Below are 22,071 nucleotides of genomic sequence, written 5' to 3'. Positions count from 1 at the left end.
ATAACTTGCTCACCGTTTTGGGTAAGCAACGTCCTACATAAGCCATTCCTGAGCGGAAGGCTGCCCGATCCTTGCCTATGTTTAATTCAGAGGTCTTTTTCTGAATTAAACCTGAGGCAATATTCATGCTGACGCTGCATCATCTGAAATATTTATTACGGCCCCGTATCGTGGGGCTGAGGGCAGTCATTCTTGTCTGCCTGATGCTGATCAGCAGCGCCTTGCAGGCAACCCCCTTCCGTATCGGTCTTGCCACCTGGAGCGGTTACCCGGAAAGTGTCCGGGGGTTTAAGGCAGGGCTGGCAAATGCCGGCTTTATTGAAGGTCTGGACGTCACATTCATCGCCGGTGAACAGGGTGCCGATGTAAAGTTGCAAACCCGGGTCGCTGAAACGTTTCGCAATGAAGGGGTGGATCTGGTCTATTCCCTGACCACACCGGGTACCACCGTGATGAAAGAGGTATTGCCCAGCAGCACGCCGATTGTATTCTCTATCGTGACCTACCCCGCTGACTCAGGATTGATTGAGTCGTTCGAATATTCCGGAAACAATCTGGTAGGCACCAGCAACTACGTGCCGATCCGTCACTATCTGTACCTGCTAAAGCTGATTTATCCACAGGTAAACCGTATTGCAATCTTTCACCGGAAAGGAGAAGCAAACTCCCAAATCCAGTCCGCCAATCTGCTGCGTCTGTTCCGCCGGGAAGGCATTGAGGTAGTCGAATTTAAACCGGAGAACCTGCAGCAACTCAAACGGCTGGCAGAGCAGGTTGTCGGGCAGGTTGATGCCTTTATGACCACCACCGATACCTTAATACAGGCCGGTGGAGAGCAAATCCTCATTGAGCTCTCTCTTGAACACGGCATACCGGTCCTGAGCTCCAATAAAAAAGGCATTGAACAGGGCGCAAGTTTTGGCCCGGTGGCTGACTTTTACACGCTGGGATATATGGCTGGCCAGAAAGCAGCCCTCATTCTGCGGGACGGAACAGCCCCGACTAAACTGGAATCTGAAATACAAAATCCGCCTCTGTTTCTGGTGAACCGCAACACCATTAATCATCTGGGCATACCGCTTTCACCGGAAGCCCTGCGCAATGTGACCTGGACTGACGAATGAAATTAACGGCTAAAATCGTATTCACCGGCACCCTTGCCGTCGGCCTGATTATGAGTGCTATCGGCTACCTGATTGTTTCCGGGATCGACCGTGAAATGACCCGTAACCTCGACAACTGGCTCGCCGGTGACGCAAAGTTTGCCGCCGCACGGATTAACGAAAAAGCCACACATGTCAGCGCCATCACCCAGGCCATCGCCAAATCAAGAGAAATCCCCCGGGCACTGAGCACTTACGAAAGCCGGGGCATTAACGCCATCCTTAACGACCAGATCGCTATCTACCCGTTCATTAACTACATACTGGTGACAGAAAATGACAGTAGCGTCTTTGCCGCCAGTACCCTGGACGGAAACCTCAATAAAACCCGCGGGGAAGATCTGTTACTGGAACGGGCACAGGAACACCCCATGTATCTTCCCGACAGCAGCCGCCAGCCGGTCAGTGTTGGCAGGATCGGCTACGACCCTTACCTGGCGATTATCGGTCTCAACCGGGGCTATGCGCAGTGGTTTGCAACGGATATTGAACACAGAGGCGAAATCGTCGGCCAGGTCATTGTCTCCATCGACTGGGAAACTATTCATACCGCTCTGCTGGATGATATCGTCAAAGAGCTCAGCGACACCGGTAACCCCATCGACGCCGCGTTTGTCACCGACAGTAAACAACGGATCCTCAGCCATAATACCGACAGTAATCATGAGCATACCCACAGCGATCACTGGGAAGAAAGCGCCACACCGGAGGAACATCAGCTCACCGGGCAGCAATCCGTCAGCTTTGGTGACCATACCTATATCGTCAATATTGTATTTGACCGGGAACAGGCCATGCATCCCATCGACACCCTGAATCAGCGGGCGTTTCTGGCAACGTTTCTGGGCAGCTGTCTGCTGGGAGTCGTGTTATTCATCATGCTGCGCCGCTCAATTCTCAAGCGCATCGACAGCCTTCACACGGCCATGTTTCAGCTTGGCTCAGGAGACCTAAGCTACCGGGTACCGATATCCGGCAATGATGAAATAACCGATCTGGGACGGGCCATTAACGAAATGACGGAGAATCTTGGCACCAAGACCACCTCCATCGACCGGCTCAATGAAGAGATCAACCTGCGCAAACAGGCCCTGCAGGAAAAACGTGAGCGGGAAATTGAGCTGGCCCAGAGCCGCAAATACATCGACGACATTACCCACAATGCACCGCAGCTGCTCTCCTATGTGGATACCAGCCAGCACTACCGCTTTGTAAACAAATCCTATGAGCGCTGGTTCGAAGTTCCGCTGGACCATTTCCACGGCAAGCATGTACGGGAAAGCCTGGGAGAAGAGGCTTACAACCTTATTCTCCCCTACATGCGTAAAGCCCTGAACGGCCAGATGGTCAACTACGAATCGGAAATTCCCTATTCAGAAGGCGGCAACCGGTTCGTCAATGTGACCTATACCCCGGACAAAAACACCGACGGTGAGGTGCAGGGATTCTTCGTCTCCGTTGAAGACATCACCGGCATCAAAGAATCTGAGAAGAAAATCCAGAACACCCTGAACCTGCTGGAAGCCACACTGGAAGCCACTGATAACGGCATCATGGTGACCGATGAATACGGTCAGATGATCAAGGCCAACCAGCGCTTTGCAGAAATGTGGCAGGTACCGGATGAGCTGCTCAGCAACGCTGACACCGACGCCATACTCAGCCTGATGGTTGACCAGATGAACGATCCGAAAACCTTCCTTGAAGGGGTGAAGCAGCTACACGCAGAAGACAATATTAAAGCACTGGAAACCCTGGCCTTCAGAGACGGCAGAGTCTTCGAACAGGTATCCCTGCCCATTATCAACAGCAGTAAATCCATGGGCCGGGTCTGGAGTTTCCGGGATATCTCACAACGTCAGCGCTACGAAGATGGCCTGCTCGAAGCCAAAAATGCGGCCGAAACAGCCGCGCAGGCAAAAAGTGAATTCCTTGCCAACATGAGCCATGAAATCCGCACACCGATGAATGGCGTACTGGGCATGCTCTCACTGTTACAGGATACCGAACTGGACGAACAGCAGCGGCATCAGGCCAGCCTGGCCACCAGCAGCGCTGAAAGTTTACTCAACCTGATCAACGACATTCTCGACTTTTCCAAGGTGAATGCCGGCAAGCTGGATCTGGAAAACATCGACTTTGACCTGCACAGCATGCTCAACGAATTTACCGAAACCATGGCATTGCAGGCCCACGACAAAGGTCTGGAGCTGATCCTCGACACCACCGAACTGGGGCATAGCCATGTACGGGGCGACCCTACCCGATTACGGCAGGTCATTACCAATCTGACAGGCAACGCCATTAAGTTCACCGGTTACGGCGATGTCACCCTGAAAGTGACCCTCAGCGACCTGTCGCCGGAAGAAGCCAGCAGCAGCGGCAAAGACCTGCGGCTGCATTGCAGCATTACTGACACCGGCATTGGCATTGCCGAAAGCAAACTCCCCGGGTTATTTGACTCCTTCAGTCAGGTGGATGCCTCCACCACCCGGCAATACGGCGGCACCGGGCTTGGCCTGAGCATTACCAAAATGCTGTGTGAACTGATGCAGGGCAGCATCAGTGTGACCAGCACTGTGGAGAAAGGCAGCTGCTTCAGCTTTGATATGCTGTTAAACCGCAGTGAAATGGATGAAAAAATACCGGATACAGACCTTAAAGGTCTGGAAATTCTGGTCGTGGACGACAACAGCAACTGCCGCAGCGCCCTCAGCCGGCAGCTGAGGATCTGGGGGGCAAACGTCACCGAAGCCGCTAACGGTTTCATTGCCATGCAGGAATGCCAGGAACGGGCGCAGCTTGCCAGCCTGCCCCTGTTTGACCTGGTGATGCTGGACATGGAAATGGCCGACATGGACGGCGAAGCCTTTACCAACCGGCTGCACTCCGAACCAAAGCTTCAGCACATCAAACTGGTCATGATGACCCCTTCCCTGAACTGCGAACCAACCCGGCGTTATGCAGAAAAAGTAGCCGACAGCTACTTCGCAAAACCAATCACCATCCCCACCCTGCTCAAAGCCCTGAACACGGCCATTGAGCGGCCACTGCTGATGCTGCTCGAACCGGAAATACAGCCCAAACCCAAGCGCCATCAACCGGTTCAGAATGCCGCACAGGTCACCCATAACATGAAACACATGCACCGGGTGCTGCTGGTTGAAGACAACAAGGTTAACCAGATGGTCGCCACCGGCATCCTGCAAAAACTGGGACTGCGGGTAGATGTTGCCGATAACGGGCTGGAAGCCATTGGTAAACTCACCACCAGCGCCATGCCTTACAACCTTATATTCATGGACTGCCAAATGCCGGAAATGGACGGCTACGAAGCCACCCAGCAAATCCGTGAGGGTAACGCGGGGGAAGAAAACCGGCGCATTCCGATCATTGCCATGACCGCCAACGCCATGAGTGGCGACCGGGAAAAATGTATCACCGCCGGCATGGATGACTACCTGACTAAACCAGTAATACTCGCTGATCTGGAATGCGTCCTGCAACGTTGGCTGCATCAGCATGCCCCGCAAAGCAACGATACAACTGCAGATATCGCACCCCCGCAAGATACCGGCGAGCATCAGGAAGAACTTGTCAGCTGGGATAAATCAGAAGCTCTGGAACGGGTCATGGGGGACGAAGGCTTCCTGCACAGCCTGCTGGAAATCTACCTCAGCGACAGCCAGCCACTGATCAGTGAGCTGCAGAGCGCACTGCACGACGGTAACTGCGAACACGCCCAACATGCCATTCATGCACTGAAAGGCATGGCTGCAAACCTCTCAGCCCATTATCTGCATAACCTGGCACAGCAGATCGAACAACTGATCAAGCAGAATGAAATCGACGAAGTGATGCAACGTTTACCGGAGTTTCTCAACGCCTGTCAGGAACTGGAAGATCTGTTCAATACCAGCCTGTCTCACTGAGCCCGGTGTTACTGAGGCAGGTATTAGTGAGTACCGCAACGGTATTTACACACCAGCCGCTCAAGTTCGCCCTGCTGTTCAAGCCGGGCGATACTTGCATTCAGTTGCTGCAGCAAGGCACTGCGGGCACGGTGCAAACGGAATGTCACTGCATTACTGGCATAAGGCAGGGAAATCTCATAATTCAGGTTTTCTTCTGACTGATACCGCAGCGCCGTGGCCTCGTTAATCAGCCCGATCTGATTCCAGCCCCGGTGCACCCGCTGCGCAATCTGCCACTGGCTGGCAAAATCCTCCCGGATGAGGTTATCCGGTACGGACGCCCCCCGCACTGTTGCGACCCGCTGTCCTTCAAGATCTTTCAGAATAAACACCGGAAACGACAGTTCCGGGCGGTAAATAATCACCTCATTCACAATGCCGAACGGAATACTGTAGAGGGACACCTGCTGCAGCGCATCCGGCACGTCCAGCTGAGGTGATACACCGGCCTCAATATCAATCTCTCCGGCAATGAACAGACGCTGTAAACGGGCCTGGGACAAGGGTATAAAATCCAGCTCAACGTCTAAGTCTTCTGCGATCAGCCGCAGGGTATCCGCATAAATGCCCTGAAACGCCCCCGTCTCATCCTGCCAGAAAAACGGAATCTGCCCCGGCAGGGGCATGCCCACGCGCAGTGTTCGCCCCGCATCAGACGCTGTTTCCGGTGCTGCCTGTAACGGAAAACTGACAAGCAATACCAGCCACAAACTGCTGAAAAACTGCAAAGTGGCACGAAAGGACATATTTACTGACTCACTGTGATATTCTGGGCTACTGATAACAGGCATGAGAATAACCTAAATTCATGCCACCTTCTGCAATTAAACGCATCAGCGGCAAAGATAACCCCTTTTATGCAGACCAACAGCGCCTCCGCCAGACTGCTTGAACCGGTTTTACAGTTGGCACGCCACTTTCCACAGCAGGGCGAGCGAACCCTGCATCAGCAACTGCTCGACAGTGCCGGCCTCAGCGAAGCGGAATTCAGCAAGCCCGGTGCCCGGTTTGCCGTCAGCCGGTACCCTGCAGTGTTACAAACCCTGGCCGAAGCCAGTGGCAACCCGCTGATTACCCTCAGCCTTGGAGAAGCCACCCAGCCGCGGCTGCTGGGTTCCATCGGCTTTCTGATGGCAACAGCCACCACGCTGGAGCAAGCTTACCAGAGCCTGATCGATTACCTGCCTCTGCTTATAGAAGGGGCTGTGCTGGAAATGCAACACACAGCGGAAGGCAGCCTGCTGACACTGGAACTGAATCAGAACGACCCCGGGACTATCGAATATTTTCTCGCCTGTCTGGTGAACTGGCCCCGCTGGCTCACCGGCCGGCAGGTACCCGCGCATGCGGTACGGCTGGCCTTACCCGAACCGGATAATATCCAGCCCTACCAACAGTTCTTTGCCGCAGAAGTCGAATTCGGCGCAGCCCGGCATCAGGTCCTGCTCAACAGTGAATACCTCAGCCTGGGCTGTCTGGATGCCAACGGCGAAATGCACCAGCTGCACCGGGAATTTGCCGATTCACTGCTCAGTAAAAGTAACCAGCAGGGAGCACTGATCGCCCAGACCCGAAACCTCATCCGCCAGCAGCTGGCAGAAGGCGGCAGTGCCGTCCGTCGGGAAGAAGTCGCCGCCACACTGGGCCTGAGCCTGCGCACCCTGCAACGCAAACTGGGCGTACTGGGTACTAACTTTCAGGACCTTTACGACCAGACCCGGCGGGATCTGTGCCTGCAGCTTATCCAGCGGGGACAGTTCAGTTTCGGAGAAATCACGTTTCAGCTGGGCTTTGCTAACCAGTCAGCCTTTCAGAAAGCGTTTAAACGCTGGATGGGCATTGCCCCCAGCCAGTACCGTAAACAGATAAAACCCCATATACCCGACCCACTAAACATTGATACAGGGCCGGTGAATGATGCCGACTGGCTACAGGAGGACAACCGGGAAGAAGCCTTTCGGCAGCGGCTGAACAGCCTCACCAGTTTCAGCCGTGAACTGCTGGACATTGCCGCCATAGGTGGCGTCAGTAACGACCTATCAAAACTGGCCCGGGTGACCGGCAACCCGATCGCCCGGCTGGCCATTCATCTGTGGCCGGCAGAACAGGCAGGCGTTCTTGTCCGTGAGGAACATACACCGGAACAGATCAGCTACCATTTTGCCGACCCTGAACTGCAGACAATTCTCTGCGGGCAACTCAGCCACGACGAACAACAACACCTGCACCGACAGTTTGCTCTAACGCTCTATAAGGATTTGCAGGCAGATTCCAGCCAACCCGGCCCGGTGCTGAGACACCTGAACCGTCTGGACACCCCGCCGCCAGAGCTGCACAGGCAAACATTAAACCTGCAGGCGGCCGAGCATGCCCGGCAAAACAAAGACTATGCGCAGGCCGCACGGTATCTGCAATATGCTGTCACCGATGCCAGCGATACTTCTCAGCAAACGGACCTGCTATTACAAAGCGCCGAGCTGCACCTTCTCAGCAGTGATATCCGCCAGGCAGATAACTGCCTGCAAGCAATCCGGCAACAGCCGGACACATCTGAACTGCCGCCACATTATCAGACCCGCCACGCTCTGTTGCAGGCCCGTCTGTACCAGGCACAAAACCGGTCTGAGAATGCCCTTGAAGTACTCTGCCGGCAACTGGCAACAGATCATCAGCCATTACCATCCGGACACGGTGAACAGTTAAGCCTGCTGCTCAGCCAGTTGGAACGGATCAGCCAGATTTCCAGCCACAACAGCCGCCACAATGAACTGCCAGACGACAATCTGCAGCTGGAACTGCTGGAGCACATCAGCCTGCTGGCCCGTCAGCTCAGCCAGCCATTACTGGCGGCCTGTGCCATTGGCCAGATGACGGAGCACTGCCTGCTGCACCCGGGCTCTGCGCTTGCCGCATTTGCCTTCAGCAGTTATGCCTGGGTCGCCAGCTGGTTCTGTGCCGATACGCAACTGGCCCGCAGCTTTACCAGTAAGGCGATGCATCTGGCAGACAGTACAAACCATCCTGCTCAGACAGGCAGCGCGGCCCTGCGCCTGAACAGTCAGGTACAACACTGGTTCACCCCGTTACAGGAAGTCCGTCAGCAGCTTGCCCATACGCTGGAACTGGCCGGCAACCACCATCAGTGGCCTACCCTTAGCGAAGGACAACTGCTGGCGGCCCATCTGGACCTGTTCAGCAACACACCGCTGAACGAACTGTATCCACAACTGCAGCAGCAACACCAACAGATGCTGAACCGGCAACAGCACACACAGGCTGCCTGGCTGGAAGAGTCCGTCCTGACAGCCATCCACCAGCTGCAGGGCAAAGAACCGCCTCCGGCCAGCCTAAACTACCAACACGGATGGCAGGCGGTCAGTTGCTGCATCAGCGCACTATTGCTGGATCAGCAACATCTCTGGCCAGATCTGTACCGCTGGGAAGCCCGGCTGGAAAACGAACTGGCAGGCTATTTCGGCGTCAGCGAAGCCCTGTTCTGCACCACCCTGATGCGGCTGATTCAGGCCGGCCAGCAACAGGCCATCAGCCGGCGGCGTCAGCTGGAAACTGAGCAACTGATCTCCCGGCTGGAGCTCTGGGCCACCCAAAGCCCGGACAACTTTAACTGCCAGCTGCAGTTGTTAAAGGCTGAACAAAGCCGCTTTCAGCCGGACAGCCAGATCACCGCCCTGTACTTCGAACAGGCACTACAGGCGGCCGAACGCCAGCAATTCAGTTTCCACCGGGCACTGGTTAACGAACGCTACGCCGACTTTCTGCAACACAACGGTCAGACGACTCTGGCCCGATACTGTTTACAGGAGGCAATGGACTTCTATCGCCACTGGCAGGCGGACGCAAAAATAAAACAACTGGCACAAACACTGGAATTGCTGGCAAAATAACCAATCACGCAAAACCGACAGAAATCAGATAACGGCGAACATGACCCCCTGGAAAGTACTGATAGTTGACGATGAAGAAGGCATTCACGGCATTACCCGGATGATCTTCCGTGGCTACGAATTCGAACAGCGTGGCATCGAACTGATCAGTGCAATGAACGGCGCCGAAGCCAGGCAGATTCTGGAAGACCAGCAAGACATCGCCCTGGCCCTGCTGGACGTGGTCATGGAAACCGATCACGAAGGTTTACAACTGGTGGATTTCATCCGTAACCAGCTGAATAATCAGGATATCCGCATCATTCTGCGTACCGGCCACCCGGGCTATGCTCCGGAAGCCCAGGTCATTGTTAACTACGACATTAACGACTACCTGAGTAAGGCCGAACTGTCTGCTTCACGCCTGCTCACCTCAGTAGTGGTGGCATTACGCTCCTACCGGGATATCAAAACCGCCCGCCAGCAATCGAATCAGCCTGCCGGTAACCACCATCAGGATGGCTTACTGCAGTCTGCTGCCAGCGAACTGCAACAGCAGGTCACCCCGCTGCTGCAACAAAGCCGCCGCTTGCAGCAACTGGATCTGAACCCGGTTGCCCGGGATCTGAGCCATGAACTGCATGCCCGGCAACAGCGCCTGCATAACAGTGTCAGCCTGCTGCAGAACCCTGCTACAACAGAAGCATCCCGGCCAATAAGCCTCAGCAATCTGCTCAATGAAGTGTTACAGATATTCCTGCCCCAGAGCCGCCGGGAAGGCTGGCTGCTGGATTACAGCCTGGATGAACAATTACAGTCAGACATTCAGAGTGCACCGCAAACACTGCAGCAATTGCTGATCACCGCCATTGAACTGGCCATTCTGCAGGCCGGCGGACAGGATCTGAAACTCAGCGTCAGTGCATCCGGCAGCTCGCAGCTACAGCTGAACCTGACCCAACCTGATGGTCAGCCGGTTTTCACCCGCACCCCGTGGAGCCAGCACCTGCAACAACAGCTGCACAGCCTCTGTCAGCAACTGGATGGTCAGTTGCTGGATGCCGGTGACCAGAGCGCCATCCGCTGCCTGTTGCCTCTGCATCTGTAACGGCGTTAAAACCCTTATTTTGTAAGGAATCTCAGTGCCCGAAATCCGAGCAGAACAACTATGGTGTAAGGAAAAGTCTGCAACATACCTGCAGCAAGCAGTCGATCAAAGACTGAAAGGTTCAGGCCTGATCAGGCCTGTATTCCGGAAGTGAAAGCACATGCCATGCAGCTGCGCGGCATGTGCACAATCTGTCTTCAGTTCTCTGACAACAGATAAACAGTGCCTTCCTGGCGCTGATGGTCAATCCACTGTTCCGCTTCTTCACGGCTGCGGCCAAAGAAAACCACCCGGGACATATGCTTAAGCATACCTCCGGACATGATTTCATGGCGGTATACCCACCAGCTGTCAGCAGCAATTTCACGGATTTTTAAAACGAATTCGATAGGTGTTACAGGTTGATATGCGTCTGTTACGTTCATCGGTCTGCCGGCCCCTGAGGCCGTTTGTTGTTAGGTTTCAGTTAAGTGAAGTCCGGTCACACCGTCTGTGCGGTTTAGTGACCGGCCATCAGAATCGGCTTTGGCTCAGGCCTGATCCTTCAGCAATCAGGGCAGATTACGCCTGCTATGAGAAATTCCCCTTCACAAACATAGCAAACAACCTGCCCTTAACAAGTAAAACTGACCGGGTCAGTTTTTCAGCAGCATCACCGAGCATCCGGCCCGTTCTGCTACCCGTGCTGAGACAGAGCCCAGCAGGAATTCATTCATTCGGGAACGGTGATGGGCGGACATAACCACCAGATCAATTTCCTTTTTGCGGATGTAGCGGATAATCATTTCCGCAGGCGATCCTTCGTACACTTTCAGTACCGGATGAACACCTTCCGGCAATACTGAATCCGCATATTTTTTGAACTTGCGGGCGACTTCCGTCATAGCCTGCTGATGATCGCTTTCACTGAAAAACGAGGCCACCAGCGAGTTACTGAATCCGGACACCACTGTGACCAGATGCAACTCAGCCTGATTATCCTGTACTTCCCGCAGCGCCAGCTTCAGTGCATCCTGAATAAACTCAGGTTCAGACACATCAACCGGTACCAGTACTTTCTTAAACATCACTCAATCCTCGAATGTGCCGGCACCCCATCCTGTGGGCTGCCGGATAATAATTGCCGTTGCGGGTTACGCTTCGGCGGGAGTCAGCTTAGCCAGTGCATTGCGACGTCGCCGTTGCAGAGCAATCAGCCCCAGCAGCAGTATCCCGGCAGGGATGTACATCAGCTGCTTGGCAGGTTGCGCCTGCGGTGCCTCGACACCGGTAATCACCTGATCAAAGGCGAGTCCGGCACGCTCTGCAGCGCTGTCGAAGGCAACAAAGTCCACGACGGTCTTACCGTTATTTTCCAGCAATTCCACACCGGTGTTGGCCAGGCGCTCGGCGCCATCGGCACCTTCACCCAGCACCAGATTGGCCAGGAATGAACGCTGGTTACCGACAGCATCCTCGCCGTCAATCCAGAAGCGCAGTTCGGTTCCCGGGGCGATATCATCCGCCGCCTGAACCAGTGCCTGAGGCGCAATCTGCTGGTAAGGCTCAACGATCCGATCCATCCAGAACCCCGGACGGAACAATGAAAAGGCAATCAGCAACAATAAGACAGTTTCGTACCAACGGTTACGGGCGAAGAAATACCCCTGGGTCGCAGCGGTAAAGATCAACATCGCAATGGTTGCCACGATGAAGATCTGGATTCCTTCAAGCCAGGTCACGTCTATCAGCAACAGATCGGTGTTGAAGATAAACAGGAACGGCAGCGCCGCCGTACGCAGGCTGTAGCTGAAGGCGACAAAACCGGTCCGGATGGGATCACCACCGGACACTGCCGCCGCGGCAAAAGAGGCCAGACCGACCGGTGGGGTCACGTCTGCCATAATGCCGAAGTAGAATACGAACAGATGCACCGCAATCAGCGGGACGATCAGTCCGGATTCCTGGCCCAGTGAGATAACCACCGGTGCCAACAGAGAAGAAACAACAATGTAGTTTGCCGTGGTCGGCAGGCCCATACCCAGAATCAGACTGAGAACGGCCGTCAGGATCAGCATCAGCAGCAAGTTGCCCATGGACAACACTTCCACCAGATCCGCCAGCACGGAGCCAACGCCGGTCTGGGAAACCGCACCCACGATGATACCCGCCGTGGCAGTCGCAATACCGATACCGATCATGTTCCGGGCACCAACAATCAGGCCATCTACCAGCTCGTTCGCACCCTGACGCAGGCGATGTGCGATACCCTGTTCATTACGGAACCAGGCAATCAGTGGACGCTGGGTGACCAAAATGAAGATCATCAGTACGGTCGCCCAGAATGCGGACAGACCCGGCGACAAGCGCTCAACCATCAGACACCAGACCAGCACCACAACCGGCAATAAGAAATGCAGACCAGACTTAACTGTCGGGGCCACTTCCGGTAGCTGCACCATCGGTGAGTTCGGATCATCCAGCTGCAGATCAGGCACTTTCGCCGCATAGCTGAGCAGGAACAGATAGGCTCCACCCAGTAACAGCGCAATCACAATGCCTGCATAATCGCCAAACATCGGCTTAATCCAGCCAATGCCGAAGTACACCGCCGCTGCCAGACCAGCCGTCAGCAGGAAGCCAGTCAGCATACCGAAAATACGCAGCTGCCATGGTTTCACCGCACCGCGGCGTGGCAGGCCCTGCATATCCAGTTTCAGCGCTTCAAGATGCACGATATAAATCAGTGCCAGGTAGGAAATCAGCGCCGGCAGGAAGGCATGGGTAATGACCTGTACGTAAGAAATACCGACATATTCCACCATCAGGAAAGCCGCAGCCCCCATTACCGGAGGCATAATCTGACCATTCACTGAAGATGCAACTTCAACAGCACCGGCCTTCTCAGAGGTAAAGCCCACCCGCTTCATCATCGGGATGGTAAAGGTACCGGTGGTCACGACGTTGGCGATGGATGATCCGGAGATCAGCCCGGTCAGGCCGGAAGACACCACGGCCGCCTTGGCAGGGCCGCCGCGCATGTGGCCCAGCAGAGAAAATGCTACCTGAATGAAGTAGTTACCAGCACCAGCTTTATCCAGCAGCGCACCGAACAGAACAAACAGGAACACGAAACTGGACGATACGCCCAGTGCAATACCAAACACACCTTCGGTAGTCAGCCACTGGTGGTTCACCAGTTCTTCCAGCGACACACCTTTGTGCGCAATGATTTCCGGCATATAAGGGCCGGCCAGCGAGTAAGTCAGGAACACAATCGCCACAACCATCAGTGGCGGTCCCAGTGTCCGGCGAGCGGCTTCCAGCAACAGCACCAGACCAATCACAGACACCACCAGATCCTGCGTATTCGGCAGGCCCGGACGGCTGACTAACTGGTCATAGAACAGGAAAATATAAGAGGCACTGAATGCGCCGATCAGGCACAGGCCGATATCCAGCAAAGGAATATGATGACGTGGAGAACGGGTCAGCGCCGGGTAGGCGGTGAATGCCAGGAAGGTGGCAAAACCTAAGTGAATTGCACGGATTTCAGTGTCGTTGAAAATGCCGAAACTGCCGATTAAAGGCCAGTCATAAAAAGGAAGTGGCGAGGCGATCCACAGCTGGAACAGTGACCAGAACAGTGCAGCACCGAGTAGTACCTTACCCTGCCAGCCTTCAGGAATACGGGCGCCGGTATCATTGGCGGCAACCATGTCCTGAAGTTCTTGCTCTTCAACCTCTCCCTGTCTGTTTTGCGTAGTTGTCATAATCAGCTCCAAAAAACAGCATGGCTAAAAAAAGAGCCCTCCGTATTCAGCCCCTCAGACCTAACTGTCTGTGGGTGCCCGGCTGATGGAGGGCTCGGCAGAGAGCAGGCTCTCTGCGAGGGACATGAAAACAGTCAGCCGATCAGGAGAACGTCTGACCGTTTTCTCATGTAAAAAAGATGCCTGCAGGCCATAATCGACAAGTGAGCGTTGCAGGCATCTGAAAACGTGTCCGTTTGAGGGGATTCGGCTTACATCCAGCCCTGTTCTTTGTAGTAACGAACAGCACCTTCGTGCAGCGGTGCAGACAGACCGTTAGCGATCATCTGCTGTGGATCCAGGTTAGCGAACGCAGGGTGCAGACGCTTGAAGCGGTCGAAGTTATCGAAAACAGCTTTTACAACCTGGTAAACAGTGTCAGCATCAACCTTGGCAGAAGTCACCATAGTTGCAGCGTTACCGAAGGTTGCCACATCGCTGTCGCTACCTTTGTACATACCGCCAGGGATAGTTGCTGGCGCGTAGAAATCATTTTCAGCAATCAGCTGATCGATTACGTCACCGGTAACAGGAATTACTTTTGCATCACAGGAAGTAGTCGCTTCCTTGATCGCACCGGACGGGTGACCAACTGCGTAGATCATTGCGTCGATCTTGTTGTCACACAGAGCCTGTGCCTGTTCTGCAGATTTCAGCTCAGCCGCCAGCTTGAAGGTCTCGTTAGTCCAGCCCTTCTCTTCCATGATGACTTCCATGGTGCCACGGGTACCGGAACCCGGGTTAGTCAGGTTAACGCGCTTACCTGGCAGATCATCGAAAGACTCAATGCCGGAATCCGCACGGGCAACAACGGTGAAAGGCTCGTTGTGTACTGCGAACAGTGCGCGCAGATCTTCGAACTTACCCTGTGCCTTGAAGGTGTCGTGCTTGGAACCGTTCAGTGCGTGGAACTGCCAGTCAGACTGAGCCATGCCCATGTCCTGCTGACCCTGACGAACAGCGTTGATGTTGGCAACAGAACCACCGGTAGAAGGCGCAGTACACTTGATACCGTGATCATCTGTCTGACGGTTTACCAGGCGGCAGATAGACTGGCCTACCACGTAATAAACACCTGTCTGGCCACCAGTACCAATGGTTACGTAGGTCTGGTCAGAGCTGTTAGCTGCAGTGGCACCGAAAATACCGGCGAAACCTACCGCAGAGGAAAGCAGAGTCGTTGCTAATTTGTTCTTCAGAGACATGGTCATACCTTGTTATCGTTATTATCCCGCCTGGCGGGGTCTGTTTGAGCCGGCAGCGGTAAATGAGAGGAGTTATCCACCGCAGCCGGGTTTGTCAGGAAACCGCTACAACATAAAAGAAACATCCTGAAGCCATGACCGCCAGCCATGCCAATAAAACCTCCTGCCGTGCCAATCACGGTAAAATACTGGCAGCGGGGGCTGATTTGCTTAAGGTAGAAGGAGAATTACAATGGGCACACAGTCATTACCAGGCACACTCAGTTCACATGATCTTATTGCAGCGTCTTAATCAGCTCCGTTATCAGAAACCTCTGGGCATCCGCCTGCTGGCCGCTATTCTGCTGTGCAGTTCGGCCATCACCCTGATCGCCACGGGCACCCAGCTGTGGCTGGATTATCGCTATGAGCTGTCCGCCATCGACGAGCGCCTGCAACAGATTGAAACCAGCTCACTGAACAGCCTGTCCAACAGCCTCTGGGAAATCAGCCCGGCACAGATTCAGGTTCAGCTGGACGGTTTACACCAACTGCCAGATATCCGTTATCTGGAAATAAGCTCCCAGTACGGTGATTACTACTCCGCCGGCAGCCGTCCTGAAGAAGGTCCCATCGTTGAACGTAACTATCACCTGACCCATCAGGGCGCCGACGGCACCATTTTCCCGGTGGGCGATCTGACACTGGTGATCAGTCTGGATGAGGTCTACCGCCGCTTAACCGACAAAGTGCTGGTGATTCTGGCGTCTCAGGGCATCAAGACATTTCTGGTATCGATCTTCATTCTGACCATCTTCCACCGGCTGATTACCCAGCACCTGGGCACCATGGCCAGCTACGCCCGCCGTCTGAAACTCGATCAGCTGGACCTTCCTCTGGTCCTGAAACGCAATAAAAAACATAAGGATGATGAAATCAGTCAGGTGGTGGACGCCATGAACAGCATGCGGGAATCCATGCTGCACGATATGAGTAAACGGGAAGATGCCGAGCGCTCACTGGCTAAGCTAAACGCCGAACTGGAGCAGCGGGTAACCGACCGCACCCGAGAGCTGGAAGAACGTAACCGGGAACTGCACGATACCCTGGAAACCCTGCGGGCTACCCAGCGTCAGCTGGTTGAGTCGAAGAAGCTGGCCGCACTGGGCGGGCTGGTTGCCGGTGTGGCGCATGAAATCAACACCCCGATTGGCATTGGCTTTACCGCCGCCTCATTCCTGTCGGATCAGGCAAAAGAACACCTGCAGCGGCACCCGAACGATGAGCTGGCCGCCACAGCTGCCGAAAGCAGCCATCTGATCTGCCAGAATCTGGAACGGGCGGCACAGCTGGTCCGGGCCTTCAAACAGGTATCGGTAGACCAGTCCAGCGAACAGCGCCGGCCCTTCGACCTGATGCAGTATATGGATGAAATTCTGCTGTCACTGAAACCCCGCCTGAAACGCTGCCATCCACACATCAGCATCAGTGGGCCGGATCAGTTACTGCTGGACAGTTATCCGGGCAGTTATTACCAGATCTTCACCAACCTGATTCTGAATTCCTTGCTGCACGGCTTTGAAAACCAGCCCGGCGGCAATATCAGCATTACCATCCGGCAGGAACAGCACAGGGTGATCATTGACTATCGGGATGACGGTACAGGCGTGCCGGACGGCTGGCACCAGAAACTCTTTGAACCCTTCATGACTACCAAGCGGAATCAGGGCTGCAGCGGTTTAGGCATGCATATCGCCTTTAATATCGTGAGTCAGTTACTCAAGGGCCATATTGATTCACTGCCGGCGGAAAAGGGCGCGCATTTCCGCCTTGATCTGCCGGTGGAAATCGGTTATCAGAACGCTCACTGATCAGAGTAACCCCGCTTCGCGGAAGTAGCGTACCGCCCCCGGATGCATGGGGGCTGCCAGCGGCGCGGTAACCATCTGTTTGATATCCAGCCCGGTGAACGCCGGGTGCATCCGCTGAAAGCGTTCAAACTGACTGAACAGCGCTTTGACCACCGCATACACCGCCTCTTCAGAAGCGTCCGCCCGGGTAAACATGGTGGCGTTGACACCGGCGGTCTGCACCCCCTCTGTCAGGCCGTATAACTCGGTATTCAGCATCTGCGGATAATAATGCGGATTATTGGCCGTGAGTGCTTTTATATCTGCCGGGCTGAGGCTGATCAGCTTACTGTCGCAGTCCCGCACCGCTTCTTTAATCGCGCCACTGGGATGCCCCACCACATACAAGGTGGCATCAATACGGTTTTCACACAGCGCCCGGGCCTGCTCTGCCGGGGCCAACCGATGTACTTCAGCAAAATCTTCAAGCTGCCAGCCGCGGGCTTTAATCAGCGCACCGAAAGTAATCTGCTGGCTACTGGTTTCCTGGCCGATGTTAATCCGTTTCCCCAGTAAATCAGCAAACTGCTCTATGCCGCTGTCACTGCGCACCAGCACCGAAATATATTCAGGATACAGGCTGAACAATGCCCGCAATTCGGTATCTGCTTCCTGAAATTTGCCCCGGCCATGGAGCGCATCATAAAGCTGCCCTGCCTCGGCAATGCCCAGATCCAGCTCGCCATTGCTGACTTTTTGCAGGTTGTTCACTGAACCGGGGGTGCTCAGCACCACACAGTGTAAACCGTGCTCGCTGCGGGTCCGGTTTACCAGCCGGCACAAAGCACCGCCGGCTGGATAATACAAACCGGTTACGCCGCCAGTCCCCAGAGAGACAATATTGCTCTGCGCTGCTCCCGGCAGGGAAAACATTGCTCCACAGAGAAGCAACAGACAGGACTGCCACCAATACTTCATGCTTGTTCTCAACTTACCGGCCCACTGTTCAGACGATTGGCGGCAGTTTAACAGATCCGCCTGAACACACCTAAAACAGCCGGTAACCAGCACCATCCTCATGTCGGCCGGTTATTCACAGCACGGGGCAAGATATCAGCGGCGTGCGGTTCTGCCCGCCAGAGTTTACTCGTTCAGCGTGACCGTCATCGTCACAGGTTTCGCCGTGAAAACGGGCTCATTCAGGGTAAATTTCACCTGCTGCCAGTCCGGCAGATTATCTGCCTCCGCCCAGCGAATGCGGGATACCCCGAACGGCTCGGAAGGGCCGGTAAAGACGTTGTAATCAAACTCATGATTACTGTTCAGGTCATGCACCACCTGCAGGGCATATTCCCCCGGCGGTAACTCTCTGAAGGTGTAGCTGACCGCCGGAACCCGGGTTGCAATGATCCGGCTCTGCAGCACCGCAGCATCATCTTCAGCTTCATACATGTGCCGGTTCACCAGCTTAATAATGACCTTGCCTTTGTCTGACTGCAGATTCTCAACATTCACCCGCAGGTCCGCTGCCTGTACGGCACCGGTCATCAACCCTGCCACTAACCAGCCAACAATTTTTTTCATATCCTTTACCCTTTTGTTTACCAACACATCATTAAATCAGTCAGACGGTTAAGGCAGGGTTAGGACGACGCTACTGTGAAAAACTGAATTTCCCTTCTGCGACCCACTGGTCGATAAAATCCAGCAGGGCCTGCAATTTACGAGGCTTATTTACACCGCTGCGATACACCAGGTAAATTGGCATCGGCGGCACACACAGGCCATCCAGTACCGCCACCAGTGAACCGTTTTCCAGTTCTTCCCGAGCAGAGCTGACCGGCAACTGGGTAATGCCCAGCCCGCGTAATGCGGCATTTTTCAGCGCTTCTATATTGCTGCAGTAAAAGTTGCCACGCACCGGCACCGAGCAGGTGTGCTCACCGCAGGTCAGCACCCAGTCGGTATCGGTGGGGTTGTACTGAAAACGCAGACAATTATGTTCCGCCAGATCCTGCGGCTCTTTAACCGGAGGGTGCTGTGCCAGATATTCCGGGCTGGCCACCAGAATCCGTGATGACGAACCGATCTGCCGGGCAACCAGACGGTCGTCGGCAATCTGGCCAATGCGGAATCCCAGATCAATGCCCTGTGCAAACAGGTCATCAAATGAATAGGACAATTCCAGTGCCACGGTAATTTTCGGCCACTGCTGCATAAAGTCCGCCAGCAGCGTCCCCGCCAAATACTCACCCAGCACAGGTGGAGCGGTCAGTTTCAGAAGCCCCTGCACCTGTGTTTCCAGCGACTGCACATCCTGACGCAGGGAACGGAATTCTTCCACCAGTTGAAAGGCACGTTCATAGACCAGCTTACCAGCCTCGGTGAGGCTGACCTTTCGGGTAGAACGCTCCAGCAAACGGCTGTTCAGATGCTCTTCCAGCCGGGAGACTTCTTTACTGACAGTGGACTTTGGCAACGCCAGTAATTCAGCACTCTGTGTCAGGTTCAGGGTCTGGCAGACGGTAACGAATATCGACAGGGTGCGAAACCCTATTGTCTCTAAATCACGAACATTCAATTTCAAATTACCTAATTGTTTCCGATTAATTCAAAACATAATCTAAGCTCACTCAATGAGCAACCTCTTCCCCGGGTAACGCTCACAGCACAAAGAGATACACAGATGACAGAAACAACCCTGACACGCATCGAAGATTTTCCGATCAGCCAACGCTGGCCTGCCAGCAATCCGGAGATCCTGCAGCTGTATTCTTACCCCACCCCGAACGGCGTAAAAGTGTCTATCGCACTGGAAGAAATGGACCTGGACTATGAAGCACACCTGGTAACACTGGCCGACAGTGATGTTAAAAGCCCGGAGTTTCTGTCCCTCAACCCAAACAACAAGATTCCGGCGATCATTGACCCTGACGGCCCGGACGGCCAGCCAATCGCACTGTTCGAGAGCGGTGCAATTTTGCTGTATCTGGCGGAAAAAACCGGCAAGTTGCTGGGTAACGGACCGGCGGAAAAAGCCAAAATCACCCAGTGGCTGATGTTCCAGATGGGCGGTGTCGGCCCGATGCTGGGCCAGCTTGGGTTCTTTTTCGCATTTGCCGGTAAAGACATTGAAGATCCCCGCCCCCGGGAGCGTTACATTAACGAAGCCAAACGCTTACTCAATGTGATTAACCAGCAACTGGAAGGTCAGGAGTGGATTGCCGGTGATTTCTCCATCGCCGATATCGCCATCGCCCCCTGGCTGCAAACCATCGAAAGTTTCTACAAAGCCGGTGAAGTAACAGAGTTCCGCAACTTTAAGAATGTTGTCGCCTACGTGGAACGTTTCAGTGAACGCCCGGCGGTACAGAAAGGCTGGAATATACCGACCAGAACCTGACATATCATCTCCTGACGTACTCAGCCCTGCTTCTGCAGGGCTTTTTTTGTTTATATGACCTAACTTCTGCTCAGCTACTTCTCAGCTATATCTAAGCTTGAGCGCGATCATCAGGCCGCTCATACCGGCCGCAAGGTGTTTCAGTGAATGGCCGCTGATCAGCTGTTCTGTCAGGTGATACAGATGCTCATCGGTCACCTCAGTCGCCTTGGCAACCAGATAACACAGCAAGGCTAGCCACAGCCACCGGGTACCTGTTCCCCGGGTTCGCAGAATAATGACCGGTAATAGCAGCATCGCACCGTACTGTAATAACAGGTAAGGGCGCAGATCATCCACCCAGCCCCAGTAAACAACGGTAGCCACGCCCGTTATCAGTAATAACGGCAACGCAACAGCGCCCATCTTCCGGTCAATTCGTTCGGCAATCACCAGAGCGACCAGCCCGGCAAAACAGACCGTCATTGCCAGCCGATCCCAGATCAGCGTCTGATTATCCGGCGCCAGATGGTAATAACCGGATCCGATGCCGGTGAGAATCAGGCCGGCAAAAAAGGTGACATAACCGGCCCTGACACTGGATGCCAGCTCAGGTTTCAGCCGCATCCAGATCAGCCCTAACAAACCGACGATCACAAACGGTAAATTAGACAGGACGTCAGCGGCATTCGTGATACCCAGCGCAGAGCGCTGATCGGCAAAGCTGTGATATTCCAGCGGCTGCTCTATGGGCTGTGAAACAAGCAGACTCAGGCCGACGAACAGCACCAGCCCCAGCAGGATTTTCAGCCTGCCAACTGATTTATTCAGATGTTGAGTTGATGGCTTATCAGTAAACATAGTATTGGTTCCTCCCCGGTGCTGTTTAGCGCAACATTGGGCAAGCCAAACCGGTAAGGCAATTTGTTCTGTTCCTGTATTATATAATTCAACTCAAAGTTGCGACGGGTAATACTATGGCTCAGCGGACGGCACTGATCGACGCCCTGAAAAGGGAACTGAAACAACAGGGAAAAACCTACAAAGATGTCGCACAGATACTGAATTTATCTGAAGCCAGTGTTAAGCGGCTGTTTGCCGAACACAATCTCAGCCTGGAACGGTTGGATCTGTTATGCGACTGGCTGGATCTTGAGTATGCCGACCTAGTCACACTGATGGCGCGCAGCCAGCGCCGGACCTCCCGCCTCACCCTGCAACAGGAGCAGGAGCTGGCGGCGGACCGTAAACTGTTATTGCTGGCCCACTTTCTGATTAACGGTCTTAGCTTTTCTGAAATTATCGGCCAATACGCCATTGAAGAGCATGAAGGCATCCGCTTACTGGCTAAACTGGATAAATTGAAAGTCATTGAGTTATTACCCAACAACCGGGTAAAGCTGCGTATTGACCGCCAGTTTGAATGGATTCCTAACGGACCGATTGCCCGTTTTTATGAACAACATATCCAGACTGACTTTCTGAAATCTTCGTTCAGTGGCGAAGATGAGATCAGGCTATTCTTGTCCGGATTACTGACCCGCGGCTCGCACACTGAGCTGCTGAACCACATCCGGCAACTGAACCATAAATTTGCGGACCTCAGCCAAACAGATCAGTCCGCCATGCAGTCTGAACGTCATGGTACCAGCCTGATTGTGGCAATGCGCCCGTGGGAACCTGAAGTGTTCCGCCCCTTACGCCGGCCGGTTAAACAAACATCTGGGAATTAAAA

General features: G+C 54.3%; 16 protein-coding genes. 7 read left to right on the top strand and 9 right to left on the bottom strand.

Annotation, left to right across the window (positions count from 1 at the left end):
* The first annotated feature begins 125 nt into the window (after positions 1-125).
* Together JYB63_RS07870 and JYB63_RS07865 are read left to right on the top strand one after the other, a co-directional pair.
* Positions 126-1,124 carry an ABC transporter substrate-binding protein gene (locus JYB63_RS07870; protein ID WP_205657307.1) on the top strand — a complete coding sequence of 333 codons (999 nt, stop codon included), beginning with the start codon at positions 126-128 and terminating at the stop codon, positions 1,122-1,124.
* Positions 1,121-5,095 carry a response regulator gene (locus JYB63_RS07865; RefSeq protein ID WP_205657306.1) on the top strand — a complete coding sequence of 1,325 codons (3,975 nt, stop codon included), beginning with the start codon at positions 1,121-1,123 and terminating at the stop codon, positions 5,093-5,095. Before JYB63_RS07870 ends, JYB63_RS07865 begins: the two co-directional genes overlap by 4 nt.
* 23 nt (positions 5,096-5,118) lie before the next feature.
* Here the strand turns inward: JYB63_RS07865 and JYB63_RS07860 are convergent, their stop codons facing one another.
* The gene (locus JYB63_RS07860; protein ID WP_205657305.1) at positions 5,119-5,883 is read right to left on the bottom strand and encodes a substrate-binding periplasmic protein; all 765 of its coding nucleotides are present in this window, start codon (positions 5,881-5,883) and stop codon (positions 5,119-5,121) included.
* 111 nt (positions 5,884-5,994) lie between these two features.
* On the opposite strand from JYB63_RS07860, the gene JYB63_RS07855 reads away from it, so the two are divergent.
* Positions 5,995-9,042: an AraC family transcriptional regulator ligand-binding domain-containing protein gene (locus JYB63_RS07855; protein WP_205657304.1), complete on the top strand. Its 3,048-nt coding sequence runs from the start codon at positions 5,995-5,997 to the stop codon at positions 9,040-9,042.
* Between the two features lie 40 nt (positions 9,043-9,082).
* A complete protein-coding gene (locus JYB63_RS07850) occupies positions 9,083-10,129 on the top strand; it encodes a response regulator (protein ID WP_205657303.1) in 1,047 nt (348 codons plus the stop codon).
* Positions 10,130-10,326: 197 nt separating this feature from the next.
* Here the strand turns inward: JYB63_RS07850 and JYB63_RS07845 are convergent, their stop codons facing one another.
* From JYB63_RS07845 to JYB63_RS07830, 4 genes are all read right to left on the bottom strand, one after another.
* Positions 10,327-10,554, bottom strand: coding sequence for a hypothetical protein (locus JYB63_RS07845; RefSeq protein WP_205657302.1), 228 nt, complete (start codon positions 10,552-10,554; stop codon positions 10,327-10,329).
* Positions 10,555-10,764: 210 nt separating this feature from the next.
* The gene (locus JYB63_RS07840) at positions 10,765-11,196 is read right to left on the bottom strand and encodes a universal stress protein (RefSeq protein WP_205657301.1); all 432 of its coding nucleotides are present in this window, start codon (positions 11,194-11,196) and stop codon (positions 10,765-10,767) included.
* A gap of 66 nt (positions 11,197-11,262) precedes the next feature.
* Positions 11,263-13,881 (bottom strand): TRAP transporter permease, encoded by a 2,619-nt coding sequence (locus JYB63_RS07835; protein ID WP_205657300.1) that lies wholly within the window; start codon positions 13,879-13,881, stop codon positions 11,263-11,265.
* Positions 13,882-14,132: 251 nt separating this feature from the next.
* Positions 14,133-15,125, bottom strand: a complete 993-nt coding sequence (locus tag JYB63_RS07830; protein WP_243431877.1) for a TAXI family TRAP transporter solute-binding subunit — start codon at positions 15,123-15,125, stop codon at positions 14,133-14,135.
* A gap of 134 nt (positions 15,126-15,259) precedes the next feature.
* Here JYB63_RS07830 and JYB63_RS07825 point away from each other — a divergent pair, with 134 nt between their 5' ends.
* Complete coding sequence (locus tag JYB63_RS07825; protein ID WP_243431876.1) at positions 15,260-16,975, top strand: sensor histidine kinase; 1,716 nt, start codon at positions 15,260-15,262, stop codon at positions 16,973-16,975.
* On the opposite strand, the gene JYB63_RS07820 is transcribed toward JYB63_RS07825, so the two are convergent.
* The 3 genes from JYB63_RS07820 to JYB63_RS07810 form a co-directional block, all read right to left on the bottom strand.
* Positions 16,976-17,932, bottom strand: coding sequence for a TAXI family TRAP transporter solute-binding subunit (locus tag JYB63_RS07820; protein ID WP_205657298.1), 957 nt, complete (start codon positions 17,930-17,932; stop codon positions 16,976-16,978).
* 165 nt (positions 17,933-18,097) lie between these two features.
* Positions 18,098-18,538 carry a DUF2141 domain-containing protein gene (locus JYB63_RS07815; protein WP_205657297.1) on the bottom strand — a complete coding sequence of 147 codons (441 nt, stop codon included), beginning with the start codon at positions 18,536-18,538 and terminating at the stop codon, positions 18,098-18,100.
* A 70-nt stretch (positions 18,539-18,608) separates the two neighbouring features.
* Positions 18,609-19,535, bottom strand: a complete 927-nt coding sequence (locus tag JYB63_RS07810; RefSeq protein WP_205657296.1) for a LysR family transcriptional regulator — start codon at positions 19,533-19,535, stop codon at positions 18,609-18,611.
* A gap of 105 nt (positions 19,536-19,640) precedes the next feature.
* Here JYB63_RS07810 and JYB63_RS07805 point away from each other — a divergent pair, with 105 nt between their 5' ends.
* On the top strand, positions 19,641-20,357 hold the full coding sequence (locus tag JYB63_RS07805; protein WP_205657295.1) for a glutathione S-transferase N-terminal domain-containing protein: 717 nt from the start codon (positions 19,641-19,643) through the stop codon (positions 20,355-20,357).
* An 81-nt stretch (positions 20,358-20,438) separates the two neighbouring features.
* On the opposite strand, the gene JYB63_RS07800 is transcribed toward JYB63_RS07805, so the two are convergent.
* Complete coding sequence (locus JYB63_RS07800) at positions 20,439-21,197, bottom strand: ceramidase domain-containing protein (protein ID WP_205657294.1); 759 nt, start codon at positions 21,195-21,197, stop codon at positions 20,439-20,441.
* Between the two features lie 116 nt (positions 21,198-21,313).
* Here JYB63_RS07800 and JYB63_RS07795 point away from each other — a divergent pair, with 116 nt between their 5' ends.
* A complete protein-coding gene (locus JYB63_RS07795) occupies positions 21,314-22,069 on the top strand; it encodes a helix-turn-helix domain-containing protein (RefSeq protein WP_205657293.1) in 756 nt (251 codons plus the stop codon).
* Positions 22,070-22,071: the final 2 nt, after the last annotated feature.

The organism is Aliamphritea spongicola (assembly GCF_017051665.1).
Classification (GTDB): Bacteria; Pseudomonadota; Gammaproteobacteria; order Pseudomonadales; family Balneatricaceae; genus Amphritea; species Amphritea spongicola.
This window is presented reverse-complemented; position numbering and strand designations above follow the sequence as displayed.